This window comes from Sinomonas sp. RB5, assembly GCF_054063535.1.
In genome coordinates, this window is sequence record NZ_JBSSGJ010000006.1 from 91,923 (window position 1) to 105,267 (window position 13,345).

The window sequence follows — 13,345 nt, forward strand, 5'->3', positions numbered from 1 at the left end:
CCGCGTATACTTGGCTGCTACGGCCATCGGCCGTCCGCGGCGTCTGGCTTGCCCCGCGACCTCCTCGACTCCACGAGAGTATGACGTCACCGGCCTCGGCTGCATCCTCTTCGACACCACCCGACGGGATGCCATGGAAGACCACGATCGCCGAATGTACCGCACCATGATTTCGGACGCCGCCTCCGGCCTCCTGACCGGATCGAAGCTATCCCTTGCGGTCCGTCGCCTCGGCGGCTGGACCGAGAACGGGTGGTGGGAGGCGGTGATCTCCCGTCCCGAGGACATCGAGGAGCTCATGGCTGGCGCCCTCATCGATGGGACGCACCTGACGTTCGACGACCGGGCCGACCTCATGGCCTGGCTCTCGTCTGTCGGCGCAACGCCGAGCGAGCCCATTCCGCTGCACTGGCAGGACCTCGCGGGCTTCACGTGCGCGGTCGCCCTGCAGAACGACCGCGAACCTCGGCCCCAGCTTCCCTGAGGAATCCTGCACATGAACGAACTCGAGGCGTCCCTGGTCGTTCGCGCCGGAGCGGACCTGCTCGTGGCCGCGTCCTCCGATCCCCGCTCCAACGAGGGCTACGGCGCGGTCAAGGCCAACATCTCCGCCGCGCTGGACAGCCTCGCCCAGGCGCTGCAGAACTTCGAAGGGGCCGCACGGGAGCCGAACCGCTCGAAGGGCTGGATGGAAGACCTTCGACGGGTGGCCGACGACCTGGCCGGCAGATAGACCACGGTCCGCTACTTCCTTCGGGCCGCCGTCCGTTGACCGCGGCGAGGGGCGCTGGGGACAATGGCTGGACTGAGGGAACCTGTCTCCTGGTCTCGGGGTCTCGACGGGATCGACCATGACGATGAAGAAGCTCGCGGGGGCCGTGGCTGTCGCGGCCGCCCTGCTCCTGATTGCCCCGGCAGTGGAAGCTGCCGCGGCCCCGCCACCTCCGCCCGCCTGCGGCTACTCGTGCCCGGGCCTCGTGGTGGTGGGCAACTGGCTGTGGCTGCCGAGCATCGGGGTCGACGAGTACCAATGGGCGTACGTCACTCCGGGCTCGCCCTACTGGCACCTGCTGCGGTACCCCGTGTGACCAGGCCGACCTGAGCCGGCGCTGACGCCACCACGCCCTGGCCCGCGAGGCGCTAGCCGAGCGCGGCGTCGAGCGTCACGAACCCGTAGCCCGCGGCGCGCAGCTGCGCGATGACGGCGGGGAGGGCGGCCGCGTCGAGGGTCGAGCCGTCGTCCGGGTTCGAGCCGAGGTGCATGAGCACGATCTCGCCCGGCTGGGCCGCGGCCATGACGCGCTGGAGGACGAAGTCCGGCCCTCGGGTCCCGCCCACGGTGCCCTCCCAGCCGAGGGTGTCCACGGTCCAGCGGATGGCGGCGTACCCGGCGGCGTTGACGTCCGCGATGGTGCGGGCGTCGCGGTCGCCGTAGGGGAAGCGGAAGAAGGGACGCGGGTCGGCGCCGGCGCCGAGGATCGCGGCCTGCGCATTGCCCACCTGGGCGGCAATCTGGGCGTCCGTGAGCGTGGTGAAGTACGGGTGCGTCATGGAGTGGTTGCCCACCGTGTGGCCGCCGGCGACGATCGCGGCCACGTCGGCACGGAACAGGTTCGCCCAGGCCCCCGTGAGGAAGAACGTGGCCGGCACGCCGTTGGCCGCGAGGGTGTTCAGGATGGAGCGGACGGCGGCATTGTTGGCGCCGGCGTCGAAGGTCAGCGCGACGACCCTCCGGCTGGTCGGGATGCGCCCGAGGTCCACGCCGTTCAGCGAGGCCGGGAGGGCCGTGTAGATGACCTGCGTGGTGGAGGTGGCCGAGTTCCACAGGATCGCGCCGTGCTGGAAGTCGCTGCGGCGCCCGCCCGTGATGCTGTACTCGCCGCTGATCGGATACCCGAGCCGGCCGTGCTCCCAGCCGAGCGAGGCCCACTGGGACCGGATCCCGCCGCGGACCTCGTGGGCGCCCCAGAACGGGTCCCAGTAGATCGAGGAGCCGTTCGCGCCGCTGAAGTGGTTGTAGCGGCCCACGCCGTCCGGCGCCGCGGTCTCGTCCGTCACCGGGAAGCCGAGGACGCTGGCCGTCCCGCCGAGCCCGATGTACCTGGCCAGGATGGCGCCGTGGACCTCGTGCGCCCCGGTGCCCGGGCTCCAGTACACCGAGCCGCCCGTGAACTCGCTGTACCGTCCCGTCGGCGCCTGGGTGGGGCTCTCGTCCCGGATCGGGAAGCCGAGGAAGCCGGCCGGACCGCCGCGGCCGAGGTACTCGGCGCGGATCCCGCCGTGGACCTCGTGCGCCCCGGTGGCCGTGCTCCAGTACACCGAGCCGCCCGTGAAGTCGTTGTAGCGCCCGCCCGCGCCCGGGGTGGTGGTCTCGTCGGTGCGCGGGAAGCCGAGGAAGCCGCCCGGGCCGCCGCGGCCGAGGTACTCGGTGCGGATGCCGCCGTGGACCTCCCAGGCGCCGGTGGCCGCGCTCCAGTAGATGCTCCCGCCCTGGTAGTCCCGGCCCGCGCCGCCGGCCACGGGGTACTCGGAGCCCAGGGGCGCGCCGAGGAAGGAGGCCGCGCCGCCGAGCTGCTCGTAGTGCGCGTCGATCGCGTTGAGGGCGGCCGGGACGAGGACGGGCAGCGGGCCGCCCCCGGCCGTCCAGCCGGTGAGGACCAGCAGCGCGAACATCGCGAGGACGGCTGGGAAGCGGCGCATCGTGACCCCTCGGGGCCTGCCCGGGAGGGTCCCGGGCCTGTGGTGCCCATGATCCTCCTGGGAGCCCTGCTACCGCGTGAGGCTTTGGTCCTCCCGGTCAGAACCCCCTGGTGCCGTTGGGCGTGCCGAGCCCGGTGGGGCCGTCCCAGCCCGGGCCGGCGGTGCACCAGAGCGCGGGGGTGCAGGTGCCGTTGGAGCCGGACTGCACGTCGAACAGCGCCTCCGAGTGCTCGTACGGGATGCTGTTCGCGTACGTGTCCTTCCCCTTGGAACCCGTGTGGCCGGCGAGGGCGTAGACCGAGGCGATGATCGGGGAGGCCTCGCTCGTGCCACCGAACTGGCCCCAGCTGGCGCTCGCGGCCGAGGTCGGATAGTGGACCGCAAGGCCGCCATGGGCCGGATCGGAGGCCGCGGAGACGTCGTTCATCGCCCGGTTGTCGCACCCGGTGCCGTACTCGTCGGCCGCGCCCAGGGGATCGTTGAACGCGGAGCAGCCCGAGCCGGTGCCGGCCCAGACGCTCTCGGCCCAGCCGCGCTTGGTCCCTGGCGCCGGCGTCAGGCTCGTGCCGCCCACCGCGGTGACGTAGGAGGACGTCGCGGGGTAGGACCCGCCCTGGTAGCCGGAGTCCCCGGCGCTGGCCGTCACGGCGATGCCGGGCACGTTGTAGTACTTCCCGTAGGCGTCATCGGAAGCGTCGGCGCCGCCGTAGCTGTTGGAGATGGCCACGACGCCGTGCATCTTAGCCGCGGTCTGGACGGCGGTGCCCACGCTCGTGATCTCCGTGGTGCTGGCCTGCAGGACCACGATCCTGCAGTCCGGGCAGGCGGCGGAGACGGCGTCCACATCGAGGGCCTGCTCCTGCGCCCAGCCGAGGTCGAACCGGGGCAGGGCCTTCCCGCCGTTCTCGTTGACGATCGTGAGGCAGCCGCTCGCCGTGGTGCAGGGAGGCAGGCCGAACTGCTTGCGGTAGGCGGCGAGGTCCCGCTCGAGGTTCGGGTAGCCGTAGGCGTCGACGATCGCCACGGTGCGCCCGCCCGAGGCGGTGCCCTTGAGGTTGTAGGCCGAGCGCAGCTGGGCGGGCGTGAGGGCTCCGGCGGGCGGGGCCGCCGCGCCGCCCGCGGCCCGGCCGACGGCGTCGATCGCCTGGCGGGCGGCGCAGGCCACCTGCCCGGGCCCCGGGGGCGGGCAGATCTGGATGGACGGATCGGCGGCCCGCACCACGAGGGGGGCGGCCGAGGCGCCCGCCGGCGGCGCCGCGCTGGCTGCGGGGACTCCGGCGGTGAGGGCTGCCGCCACGAGCAGTCCCGCCCCGGCGGCGGACAGTAGCTTCCTGATCATGGGGGCTCCTCCTGGCGTCCGGACGCCGCAGGCGGACAACGTGCCTGCCGCATCTGCTTAATCGCTGGCGACGGCCAGCCCTTGCTTCGAGGGTAGGTGCCCCGGGCGCCCGGCAGTAGGGCAACTGGGCAGTAGCTGAAGGAAACCTCGCCGTGGCAGGTCAGCGCGCCCGCGGCGGCCGGTGGACGCCAGACCGCAGCCTCTCCCCGGCGAGGGCACCCATCCAGTAGGCTGCGCAGCACCATGAAGCCCATCGCCGAGAAGACCTTCTTCAGCTACGCGACCGTTGCGCCGATGAGCCGGACTGCCTACGAGGCCGCCCGGGACTTCATGGCCGACTTCTACCAGTACGGCCCGCCCGAGGTGCTCTACCGCTACGACCGGCTGGCCGACGAGATGGCCGAGGAGGCCGCGCGGCTGCTCCACTGCGCGCCGGCGGAGATCACCTACCTGAAGAACACGACCGAGGGCATCATCATCGCCAGCGAGGTGCTGCCCCTCGATCCGGGCGACGAGGTGCTCGTGCTCGGCAACGAGTACCCGGCCAACCTGCTGCCGTGGCTGCGCAAGCGGCACGACGGCGTGACGGTCAGGGTCATCACGGGCCGCGACAACGAGGCCGCCTTCCACCGGCTGCTCGAGGCCGTCAGCCCCAGGACCCGCGCCATCAGCATGTCCTCGGCCCAGCGCTACGACGGGTTCATGCCGGATCTGGCCCTCCTCTCGCGCGTGTGCCGCGAGCGGGGCATCTTCCTCGTGATCGACGCCGTCCAGCACATCGGCGCGCGCTCCTTCGACCTGGCCGAGACGCCCGTGGACATCCTCGTGTGCGGCGGCCAGAAGTACCTGCGCGCCGGCATGGGCATCGGGTTCATGTACGTGCGGCGCGGGCTCATGCCCTCCCTGCGCCACAGTCGGGTGGGCATCCGCAGCATGGAGCGGTTCGACGAGGAGTCCTACGTCCTCAAGGACACCGCCGCGCGCTTCCAGGACGGCACCCAGAACGTCGCCGGACTCGCGGCGCTGCACGCGTCGCTGCGGGAGCTCAACGTCCTCGGCATGGACGCTGTGCAGGAGAAGAACCTCGCCCTGCTGCAGGGGATCAAGGGGATCCTGCGCGAGCACGGCATCGACTTCATCGACCACGGCACGCGCCAGAGCAACATCGTCTCGATGCGCACCGAGGACCCGGAGGCCCTGTCCGCGTTCCTCATGGAGCGCAACGTCTACATCAAAGTCGTCGAGGACGTGGCGCGGATGTCCTTCATCCACGAGTCCACGCTCGAGGAGGCCGAGGTCCTCGCCCGGCACACCCGCGAGTTCCTGGACCACGCCCGGAACTGATCCGGTACGGAGCGAGTCCAGTCCGGAGACAGCCCGTCCGGAGCTAGTCCCCCTCCGAGCTAGCCCTCCGCGACCTCCCGGTAGAAGGCCGGGGCCGGGAGGACGGCGCCGGGGTCCCGCCGCACCGGGGCGGGCGCCTCGGTCTCCTCCACCGACCAGTCCACGGTGGGCAGGATGATCGAGGGGTCGATGTTGTCCCGGTAGCGGTACGTGAACTCCAGCATCGCGGCCATGTCCGCCTGGAGCCGGGCCTCCTTGTCGGCGTGCCGGGCGGCGATCGCCGCGTGCACCTCGACGTGGGGGTCCAGCCGGCCGACCGGCTCCTGGCGCGGGTTGGCGAGGTGCCTGATCTGGGTGGACGGGTCGATGGCCGCGAGGCGCTGGGCGATCTCGCTGATGCTCAGCCGGTGTGTGTAGTTGTGCAGGACCTGGTGCTCGCCCGGGGCGACGTCGAGGTCGGTGAATTCCAGGAAGTTCTCGACCGTGTCCTCGAGGCTGATCAGGCCCGTCTTCTGGCTCCCGTCCCCGTAGACGGTGAGGGGGTGGCCGATCACCATCTGGCACACGAAGCGGTTGAAGACGGTGCCGAAGACCGAGTCGTAGTTGAACCGGGCCGCGAGGCCGGCGCACTCCTCGGGGTGGTTCTCCGGGATGGTCGCCCCGAAGATGGTGGCCTGCTGCACGGTGATGACCTTCAGGCCCCAGATCTTCGAGCAGAGGTCGTCGATCAGCAGGTCGGTGATCTTGGACTGGTGGTAGAAGTCGGTGGCCTGCATGGGCAGGAAGCCCTGCAGGACCTGGTGCTGTGCCCCGTGGTCCTCGAAGGTGAAGTCCTTCTTCTCCAGCGGGATCCAGTCGGTGTCGGTGCCCATGTAGCACCCAGCCGACCCGAGCTTGATGTAGGTGGTCGCCTTGCTCAGACCGGCGATGGCCCAGAGGACGTTGAGGTGGCCCACGATGTTGTTCGAGAACGTGGCGGCGGCGTTCTTGGCACTGCTCATCGAGAACGGCGCCGAGGGCTGCTGGGCAGCGTTGATGACGACGGCGGGCCGGTACTTCGCGATGACCCGCTCCACGGCGCCGGGGTCCAGGAGCTCGACCTTCTCAAAGGAGAGGTTCTGGCCGCCGTAGAGCCTCTCGTACTCGGCGATGCGCGCCCTGGGCGTCTTGAGGGGTACGAGGACCTTCGCCCCGGCCTCCTTCTCCCATCGGCGTTTGATGAGGTTGTCCACGAGGACCACCTGTCGGCCGGTGCGGCTGGCCAGTGCCAGTCCGAGCGTCCAGCCGAGGTAGCCGTCGCCGCCGAGGACCATGATCGTTCCCGCTGGGGAGGATGAGCTCTGGGGGTGCATGAGGGTGCCTTCCGCTCTTCGCCACAGCCGGACGCGTTCCCCACGTCCGCCCCTGTGCCGCGGGGTCCCAGATTCCCCACCGACCCATGGTGGAACGCACAGGTTGCCCCGAGCAAACACCGATAACGCAACAGCAACAGACGGCGCCCAGGGCACACCAGCAACAGGGCCCACGATCCACGGGGCACACCAGCAACGCCGGCGGCCCGGTCCCGCGTCCCCCCAATGAGAAACGCGGGCCCGGGCCGTCGGAGCCTGTGGCACGGAAGGCCGCAGCGGTCAGAAGCCGCCGGTGCCGTTCGGGGTGCCGAGGCCGGTGGGGCCGTCCCAGCCGGTGCGGGCGGTGCACCACTGGGTGGTGGTGCAGGTGCCGTTGGAGCCGGAGGCGACGTCGTACAGCGCTCCGGTGTGGGCGTACGGGATGCTGTTGGCGTACGTGCCGGTGGCCTTCGAGCCGGTGTTGCCCGAGAGGGCGTAGACGGAGGCGATGATGGGCGATGCCTCGCTCGTGCCGCCGAACTGGCCCCACGTGGAGCTCGTGCTCGAGGTCGGGTAGTAGACCGCGAGGCCGCCGTTGGAGGGGTCGGAGGCGGCGGCGACGTCGTTCATCGCCCGGTTCGCGCAGCCGGTGTTCGAGCCGGCCGCGGCGGCGAGCGGGGCGTTGTAGGCCGAGCAGCCGGAGCCGGTGCCGGACCAGACGGACTCGGTCCAGCCGCGGGTGTTCGACGCCTGGTTGAGGCTGGTCCCGCCCACCGCGGTGACGTAGGAGGAGGCCGCCGGGTAGGAGGCGCCCTGGTAGCCGTTGTCGCCGGCGCTGGCCGTGACCGCGATGCCCGGGAAGTTGTAGTACTTCCCGTACGTGGCGTCGGAGGCGTCCGAGCCGCCGTAGCTGTTGGAGATGGCGACGACGCCGGGCAGCTTGGCCGCGGTCTGGACTGCGGTGCCGAGGTTGGTGAAGGAGGCGGTGCTGGCCTGCAGGACCACGATCTTGCAGTCCGGGCACGCGGCGGAGACGGCGTCGACGTCGAGGGCCTGCTCCTGCGCCCAGCCGAGGTCGAACTTGGGCAGCTTGGTGCCGCCGGTCTGGTTCAGGACCTTGAGGCAGCCGCTGGCGGAGGTGCACGCCGGCAGGCCGAACTGCTTCCGGTACGCGGCGAGGTCGCGCTCGAGGTTCGGGTAGCCGTAGGCGTCGACGATCGCCACCGTCCGCCCGCCCGAGGCGGTGCCGGTGAGGTTGTAGGCCGAGCGCAGCTGCGCGGGCGTGAGGGCGCTCGCGGGCGGCAGGGCGTTGCTGGTGATGCGCCTGCCGGCAGGGTCGGTGGCCGCGCGGGCGGCGCAGGCGGCCTCGCCGGGCTTGGCGTCGGCGCAGACCTTGACCGAGTGGCTGGCTGCCTTGGCGGCCGGCGGTGCCGCGGTCGCGGCGGTGGTGCCGGTGGCGAGCGCTGCCGCGACGAGCAGCGCCGTTCCGGCGGCGGAGAGTAGCTTCCTGATGTGGACCGCCCCCTTTGTGCGTGGTGCGCGGCAGGGGGTCCGGGCCTGCCGCGGGTGCGTTGACTCTGGCCGGCGGCCAGCTCCGCACACCACGTTACGGACGGGTAGGGGCCGGGCAGGGCGATCTTGGGGGAAACTCAGGAAAGCCTTGCACAGCGGTGGCCCCGGGCGGCGGGCGAGCGGCGCGCCCGGGGTGCGCGGCCGCCGTCGTGCGCCTCTGTCCCCTGCCCCCCCTACGGCAGCGGCGGAATGGCGCGGCCGGGGTTGAGGATGCCGTGCGGGTCCAGGGCGTGCTTGACCGCGTGGTGCAGGGCCAGGCTCGCGGGCGGGAGCTCCTTGGCGAGCCCGTCGAGCTTGAGGGTGCCCACGCCGTGCTCGCCGCTCACCGTGCCGCCGGCGGCGAGGGAGGCGTCGATGATCTCGGTGAACGCCGCGTGCGCGCGGGCCTTGGCGGCCTCGTCCCCTGGCTCGGTGATGATGAGCGGGTGCAGGTTGCCGTCCCCGGCGTGGGCGATGTTGGCAATCAGCACGTCGTGGGCCGCGGCGATCTGCTCGATCCGGGCGAGGACCTCGGGGACCCTGGCCTTGGGCACGCAGACGTCCTCGGTGAGCACCGGGCCGAGCCGCTCGAGCGCCGGGTAGGCGAGGCGGCGGGCGGCGTAGAGGGCCTCGGACTCCTGCTCGTCCGCCGAGACGGCGGCGACGCTGGCCCCGGCCTCCTCGAAGCAGCGCGCGAGCTCCGCGGCCTCGAACTCGCCCTGCTCGCCGCGGGCGTCGGTGCGCCCGATCAGCACCGCGTTCGCGTCGGTGGACAGGCCCATGTGCTTCCAGTCGTCCACCGCCTTGAGGCAGTGGCGGTCCACGAGCTCGAGCGCCGAGGGGCTGATCCCGGACTCGGCCACGAGCGCCACCGCCCGGCCGGCGTCGACCAGGGAGTCGAACATCCCGGCGACCGTGATCGGCGCCGGCGGCAGCGGGCGCAGCCGCACCACCACCTCGGTCACCACGGCGAGGGTGCCCTCCGAGCCCACGATGAGGCCGACGAGGTTGTAGCCCGCCACTCCCTTCGCGGTCCGGGTGCCGAGCCGGGTGATCTCCCCCGTGCCGGTGACCACCTCGAGCTCGAGCACGTAGTCCCGGGTCACGCCGTACTTGACGCAGCACATGCCGCCGGCGTTCGTGGCGACGTTGCCGCCGATCGTGGACCACGGCGACGAGGCCGGGTCCGGCGGGTACCAGAGGCCGTGCTGGGCCACGTGGGCGCGCAGGTCGTCGTTGACCACGCCGGGCTGGACCCGGGCCCACCGCTCGGCGGCGTTGACCTCGAGCACCGCGTTCATCCGCTCGAAGGAGACCACCACGCAGCCCTCGATCGCGTTCGCCGCCCCCGAGAGCCCCGTCCCCGCCCCGCGCGCCACGAGCGGCGTGCCGGTCTCGGCGCACCAGCGCACCACCTCGGCAACCTCCTGCGTGCTCTCCGGACGCACGACGGCGCGCGGGTCGCCGTAGACGGCCCACTCGCCTTCGTCGTGGAGGTAGCCCGCGAGGGAGGCCTGCGCGGTCAGGACGCGGCCGGCGGGGAGGCGGGCTTCGAGGGTGGCGGTGCCGGCAGTCTCGGAGGTGGGCATGGGTGGACTCTATCCCTCGGCGGGGTCTCCCGGCCGGGACCCGGTGGGCGACCCGGCCGGTTTCAGGAGCGCGGCGGGGCGGTGCTCGCGCGCTCGACGAGGTGCACGGGGGCGATGACGCCGGGGCCCGCGCCGGGCTCGGCCTGTTCACGTCCGAGGGCCCGCAGGACCAGCCGGGCGGCCGCCGCGCCCTGTTCGCCGACCTCCTGCGCGACCGTGGTCAGGTCGAGCAGCTCCGCCAGGGGGTGGTTGTCGATGCCGATGACCGAGATGTCCTCGGGGACGCGGTAGCCGCGGTTGCGCAGCGTGTGCAGGACGCCGAAGGCGAGCTCGTCGGAGTGGGCGTAGACCGCCGTCGGCGGCTCCCCCGCCGCATCGAGGATGTCCGCCATGGCCTTGGCGGCGTTCACCGGGTTCCAGTCGACGTCCCTGACGAGCGCGGGGTCGGGGCTGACCCCCAACGCTTCGAGGGCGCTCTCGTAGGCCCGTGACCGGCCCGGGGTGGCCGGCCATCCGGGCTGGTCCGGGTCGCTGCCGGCGATCATGGCGATCCTGCGGTGGCCCAGGGAGGTGAGGTGGTCCATCGCGAGCCGGCCGGCGTTGACGTCGTCGATGCAGACGTACGGGTAGGACGCGGACTGGCCGCCGGCGGCGATGATCTTGGCCCCGATGAGCTCGAGCCGCTCGCGCTCGGCCTCCCCCACGGGGAACGCCACGACGACCACGGCGTCGACCTTGCGGCGGGCGGGCAGCCTGGCCAGGAACTCGCGGCGGTCCTCGGCGTCGTCGACGTGGTAGAGCAGGATGTCGAAGTCCGCCTCGGAGAGCACGCGCTCGATCCCGCTGACCATCTGGCCGAAGAACCAGCGCTCGATGTGCGGCACCACCACGGCGACCCGCCCGGTGGTCCCGATGGCCAGGCGCCGCGCATCGGGCGAGACCACGAAATCGAGGGCGCTGGCCGATTCCAGGACCCGGGCGCGGGTGACCGCCGAGACCCCGTAGGCGTCGTTGAGGGCGCGCGACGCCGTGGAGAGCGAGACCCCGGCGTGGCGGGCAACATCGGCGAGGCTCGGCGCCGTCTGGGAGTTCACACGGCGATCCTACCCCGGCGTCCCCTTGACTTCGGAAGCGCTTCCGATAACACTTTCGGAAGCGCTTCCGAAGGTGGAGCGCACGATCCCGCCAGCGGAGGAAACCACCTATGGGCCCGACCCGTCTTCGCCCTGCCCGCACCCGTGCCGCGGCCGCCGCGCTGGCCGCCACGGCGGCCCTCGCCGCGACGCTCCTGTCCGCCTGCAGCCCGCCGGGAAGCTCGTCCGCCGCGGCCGCCGTGCCCTCGACGGCCAGCACGGACCTCGGCTCACAGCCGGTCACGCTGACGCTCTACGACGGGGCCGGGCTCAAGCCGATCGACGACGCGCTGATCGGGGCGTTCACGAAGCAGCACCCCAACGTGAAGATCACCACCCGCTTCGACCCGGACAACGTCCAGGCGGTCAACGCCCCGCGCGTGCTCTCCTCCGAGACGCCGCCGGACATCGCGCGCATCGGCGCGCTGGGCGACACCGTCGAGAGCGGCCTGCTCACCGATCTGGCGCCGTGGGCGTCCGCCTACCACTGGGACAAGCTCCCCGGCGGCCAGCTCGCGCAGTACACCTCGACGCCGGACGGCGTGCGCGGCACCGGGGCGCAGTACACCGTGGCCTCCGGCTTCACCGTGACCGGCCTGTACTACAGCAAGGGCCTGCTCTCCCGCCTGGGCATCTCCCAGCCGCCCGCCACCACCTCCGAGCTCGAGGCGGACCTGCAGAAGGCCAAGGCCGCCGGCATCACGGGCATCATGGCCGGGAACCAGACCGGCCAGCTGGCCACCGCCCTGCAGTTCGCGCTCAACAACAGCGTGGGCCAGAAGCAGCTCAACGCGTGGATCTTCGACCAGCCCGGGGCGAGCATCGCGACCCCCGAGGCCACCGCGGCCGCGCAGACCATCGCCGACTGGGCTGCGAAGGGCTACTTCAACGCGGACACGAACGGCACCCAGGCGACCGACGCGCTCGGGCGCTTCGCCCGCGGCGAGGCGCTCTTCTACGCCTCGGGCAACTGGGACTCCTCCTCGCTCCAGAAGCAGATGGGGGACAACGTCGGGTTCGTGCTCCCGCCCGCGGCCCAGGCCGGCGGCAAGGTCCTCGCGATGTCGGATCCGGCGTCGAACTTCGGCATCCCCGCCAAGTCGAAGAACAAGGACGCGGCGGCGGCCTTCCTGAACTTCCTCACCTCGCCCGAGGCGCGCCAGATCGCCGTGGACAACGGCTTCGCCCCGAGCGGCTCCGGGGACGTCCCCGCCACGAAGAACGCCCTCTCCGGCCAGATCCAGAAGGCCTTCTCCAGCCTCGTCGCCGCGGACGGGCAGGTCCAGTACGTCCAGAACGCCAGCAGCGGCGCCAGCAGCGTCTGGACCGCCCAGGTCCAGCTGCTCGCGGCCGGGAAGACCTCGCCCGCCGAGGCGCTCAAGGCCGTCCAGACCCAGTACCAGCAGGACCTGAACAAGTGACCGCCCTCCGCACCGCGGCCCCCGAGACCCGCTCGGGGGCCGCCGCGGCCCCGTCCCGCAGGCCGCGGCGCCCGCTCCGGCGCTGGGGCGGATGGCTGTTCGTCCTCCCCGCCCTCGTCTTCTACAGCGTGTTCGTGCTCAAGCCGCTCACGGCCGCGATCCAGTACTCGTTCTACCGCTGGAACGGGATCACGGTGGCGACCTTCGTCGGCGTCGCCAACTACGTCCGCGTCCTCACCGACCCGCACCTGCTCTCCGGCATCGCGCACGCGTTCTTCCTCATCCTCTTCTTCACCGCCCTGCCCGTGGCCGGGGGCCTGCTCATGGCCGCGCTCCTGCGCGAGATCCGGGCCAAGGCCTTCGGCACGCTGGCCCGAACGGTCCTCTTCCTGCCGCAGATCATCCCCGGCGCGGCCGCGGCGATCGCCTGGGTCTGGATGTTCTCCTCGAGCGGGACCGCCAACCAGGTCCTCTCCGCGGTGGGCCTCGGCGGCCTCGCCCGCGCGTGGCTCGGCGACTTCACCTGGTCCCTGCCGGCCGTGGGGATCATCGGCACCTGGATCAACCTGGGCTTCTGCATGATCCTGCTCCTGTCCGGGATCGGGAAGATCGACGCCTCCATCTACGAGGCCGCGCGCCTGGACGGGGCCGGGTTCGTGCGGACCCTCGTCTCCGTGACCCTCCCGGGGCTCAAGCAGGAGCTCGGGGTCTGCATCACGGTGACGATCATCTCCGCCCTCGCCAGCTTCGACATCATCTTCATGTCCACCCAGGGCGGTCCGGGCTACTCCACGATGGTCCCGGGCGTGCTCGTGTACCAGCTCGGCTTCACCGAAGCGCAGGTCGGCCTGGCCTCGGCCCTCGCACTCGTGCTGACGGTCCTGATCCTGGCCGTGGTCCTGCCTCTCCAGCGGCTCTTCAGGACGGAGGACTGACC

12 protein-coding genes are annotated in these 13,345 nt (G+C 72.0%); 6 read left to right on the forward strand and 6 right to left on the reverse strand.

Annotation, left to right across the window (positions count from 1 at the left end):
• Window positions 1-154 precede the first annotated feature (154 nt).
• The 3 genes from ACVWWH_RS08990 (at window position 155) to ACVWWH_RS09000 (ending at window position 1,088) form a co-directional block, all read left to right on the forward strand.
• Window positions 155-484 (forward strand): hypothetical protein, encoded by a 330-nt coding sequence (locus tag ACVWWH_RS08990; RefSeq protein ID WP_457316336.1) that lies wholly within the window; start codon window positions 155-157, stop codon window positions 482-484.
• 12 nt (window positions 485-496) lie between these two features.
• Window positions 497-733 (forward strand): hypothetical protein, encoded by a 237-nt coding sequence (locus ACVWWH_RS08995; protein ID WP_066496725.1) that lies wholly within the window; start codon window positions 497-499, stop codon window positions 731-733.
• Between the two features lie 118 nt (window positions 734-851).
• A complete protein-coding gene (locus tag ACVWWH_RS09000; protein ID WP_066496724.1) occupies window positions 852-1,088 on the forward strand; it encodes a hypothetical protein in 237 nt (78 codons plus the stop codon).
• 52 nt (window positions 1,089-1,140) lie between these two features.
• On the opposite strand, the gene ACVWWH_RS09005 is transcribed toward ACVWWH_RS09000, so the two are convergent.
• Together ACVWWH_RS09005 and ACVWWH_RS09010 are read right to left on the reverse strand one after the other, a co-directional pair.
• Entirely contained in the window at window positions 1,141-2,700 is a 1,560-nt protein-coding gene (locus tag ACVWWH_RS09005; RefSeq protein ID WP_457316337.1) for a polysaccharide deacetylase family protein, read from the reverse strand.
• A gap of 97 nt (window positions 2,701-2,797) precedes the next feature.
• Entirely contained in the window at window positions 2,798-4,039 is a 1,242-nt protein-coding gene (locus ACVWWH_RS09010) for a S53 family peptidase (RefSeq protein ID WP_457316338.1), read from the reverse strand.
• Window positions 4,040-4,282: 243 nt separating this feature from the next.
• On the opposite strand from ACVWWH_RS09010, the gene ACVWWH_RS09015 reads away from it, so the two are divergent.
• Window positions 4,283-5,383 (forward strand): aminotransferase class V-fold PLP-dependent enzyme, encoded by a 1,101-nt coding sequence (locus ACVWWH_RS09015; protein ID WP_457316339.1) that lies wholly within the window; start codon window positions 4,283-4,285, stop codon window positions 5,381-5,383.
• A gap of 59 nt (window positions 5,384-5,442) precedes the next feature.
• On the opposite strand, the gene ACVWWH_RS09020 is transcribed toward ACVWWH_RS09015, so the two are convergent.
• The 4 genes from ACVWWH_RS09020 to ACVWWH_RS09035 all read right to left on the reverse strand — a co-directional run bounded on the left by ACVWWH_RS09020 (window position 5,443) and on the right by ACVWWH_RS09035 (window position 10,948).
• The gene (locus tag ACVWWH_RS09020) at window positions 5,443-6,735 is read right to left on the reverse strand and encodes an NAD-dependent epimerase/dehydratase family protein (protein ID WP_457316340.1); all 1,293 of its coding nucleotides are present in this window, start codon (window positions 6,733-6,735) and stop codon (window positions 5,443-5,445) included.
• Window positions 6,736-7,014: 279 nt separating this feature from the next.
• A complete protein-coding gene (locus ACVWWH_RS09025; RefSeq protein ID WP_457316341.1) occupies window positions 7,015-8,319 on the reverse strand; it encodes a S53 family peptidase in 1,305 nt (434 codons plus the stop codon).
• A 140-nt stretch (window positions 8,320-8,459) separates the two neighbouring features.
• Entirely contained in the window at window positions 8,460-9,854 is a 1,395-nt protein-coding gene (locus tag ACVWWH_RS09030; protein ID WP_457316342.1) for an FAD-binding oxidoreductase, read from the reverse strand.
• A gap of 62 nt (window positions 9,855-9,916) precedes the next feature.
• Window positions 9,917-10,948 (reverse strand): LacI family DNA-binding transcriptional regulator, encoded by a 1,032-nt coding sequence (locus tag ACVWWH_RS09035; RefSeq protein WP_457316343.1) that lies wholly within the window; start codon window positions 10,946-10,948, stop codon window positions 9,917-9,919.
• A gap of 110 nt (window positions 10,949-11,058) precedes the next feature.
• On the opposite strand from ACVWWH_RS09035, the gene ACVWWH_RS09040 reads away from it, so the two are divergent.
• Window positions 11,059-12,408, forward strand: coding sequence for an extracellular solute-binding protein (locus tag ACVWWH_RS09040; RefSeq protein ID WP_457316344.1), 1,350 nt, complete (start codon window positions 11,059-11,061; stop codon window positions 12,406-12,408).
• On the forward strand, window positions 12,405-13,343 hold the full coding sequence (locus tag ACVWWH_RS09045) for a carbohydrate ABC transporter permease (RefSeq protein ID WP_457316345.1): 939 nt from the start codon (window positions 12,405-12,407) through the stop codon (window positions 13,341-13,343). The genes ACVWWH_RS09040 and ACVWWH_RS09045 overlap by 4 nt, the downstream gene beginning before the upstream one ends.
• Window positions 13,344-13,345 lie beyond the last annotated feature (2 nt).

What these genes read in the sequence shown, in the direction of transcription:
- ACVWWH_RS08990 (WP_457316336.1), top strand. Translation starts at nt 155, where the DNA reads ATGTACCGCACCATGATTTCGGACGCCGCCTCCGGCCTCCTGACCGGA.
- ACVWWH_RS08995 (WP_066496725.1), top strand. Translation starts at nt 497, where the DNA reads ATGAACGAACTCGAGGCGTCCCTGGTCGTTCGCGCCGGAGCGGACCTG.
- ACVWWH_RS09000 (WP_066496724.1), top strand. Translation starts at nt 852, where the DNA reads ATGACGATGAAGAAGCTCGCGGGGGCCGTGGCTGTCGCGGCCGCCCTG.
- ACVWWH_RS09005 (WP_457316337.1), bottom strand. Translation starts at nt 2,700, where the DNA reads ATGCGCCGCTTCCCAGCCGTCCTCGCGATGTTCGCGCTGCTGGTCCTC.
- ACVWWH_RS09010 (WP_457316338.1), bottom strand. Translation starts at nt 4,039, where the DNA reads ATGATCAGGAAGCTACTGTCCGCCGCCGGGGCGGGACTGCTCGTGGCG.
- ACVWWH_RS09015 (WP_457316339.1), top strand. Translation starts at nt 4,283, where the DNA reads ATGAAGCCCATCGCCGAGAAGACCTTCTTCAGCTACGCGACCGTTGCG.
- ACVWWH_RS09020 (WP_457316340.1), bottom strand. Translation starts at nt 6,735, where the DNA reads ATGCACCCCCAGAGCTCATCCTCCCCAGCGGGAACGATCATGGTCCTC.
- ACVWWH_RS09030 (WP_457316342.1), bottom strand. Translation starts at nt 9,854, where the DNA reads ATGCCCACCTCCGAGACTGCCGGCACCGCCACCCTCGAAGCCCGCCTC.
- ACVWWH_RS09040 (WP_457316344.1), top strand. Translation starts at nt 11,059, where the DNA reads ATGGGCCCGACCCGTCTTCGCCCTGCCCGCACCCGTGCCGCGGCCGCC.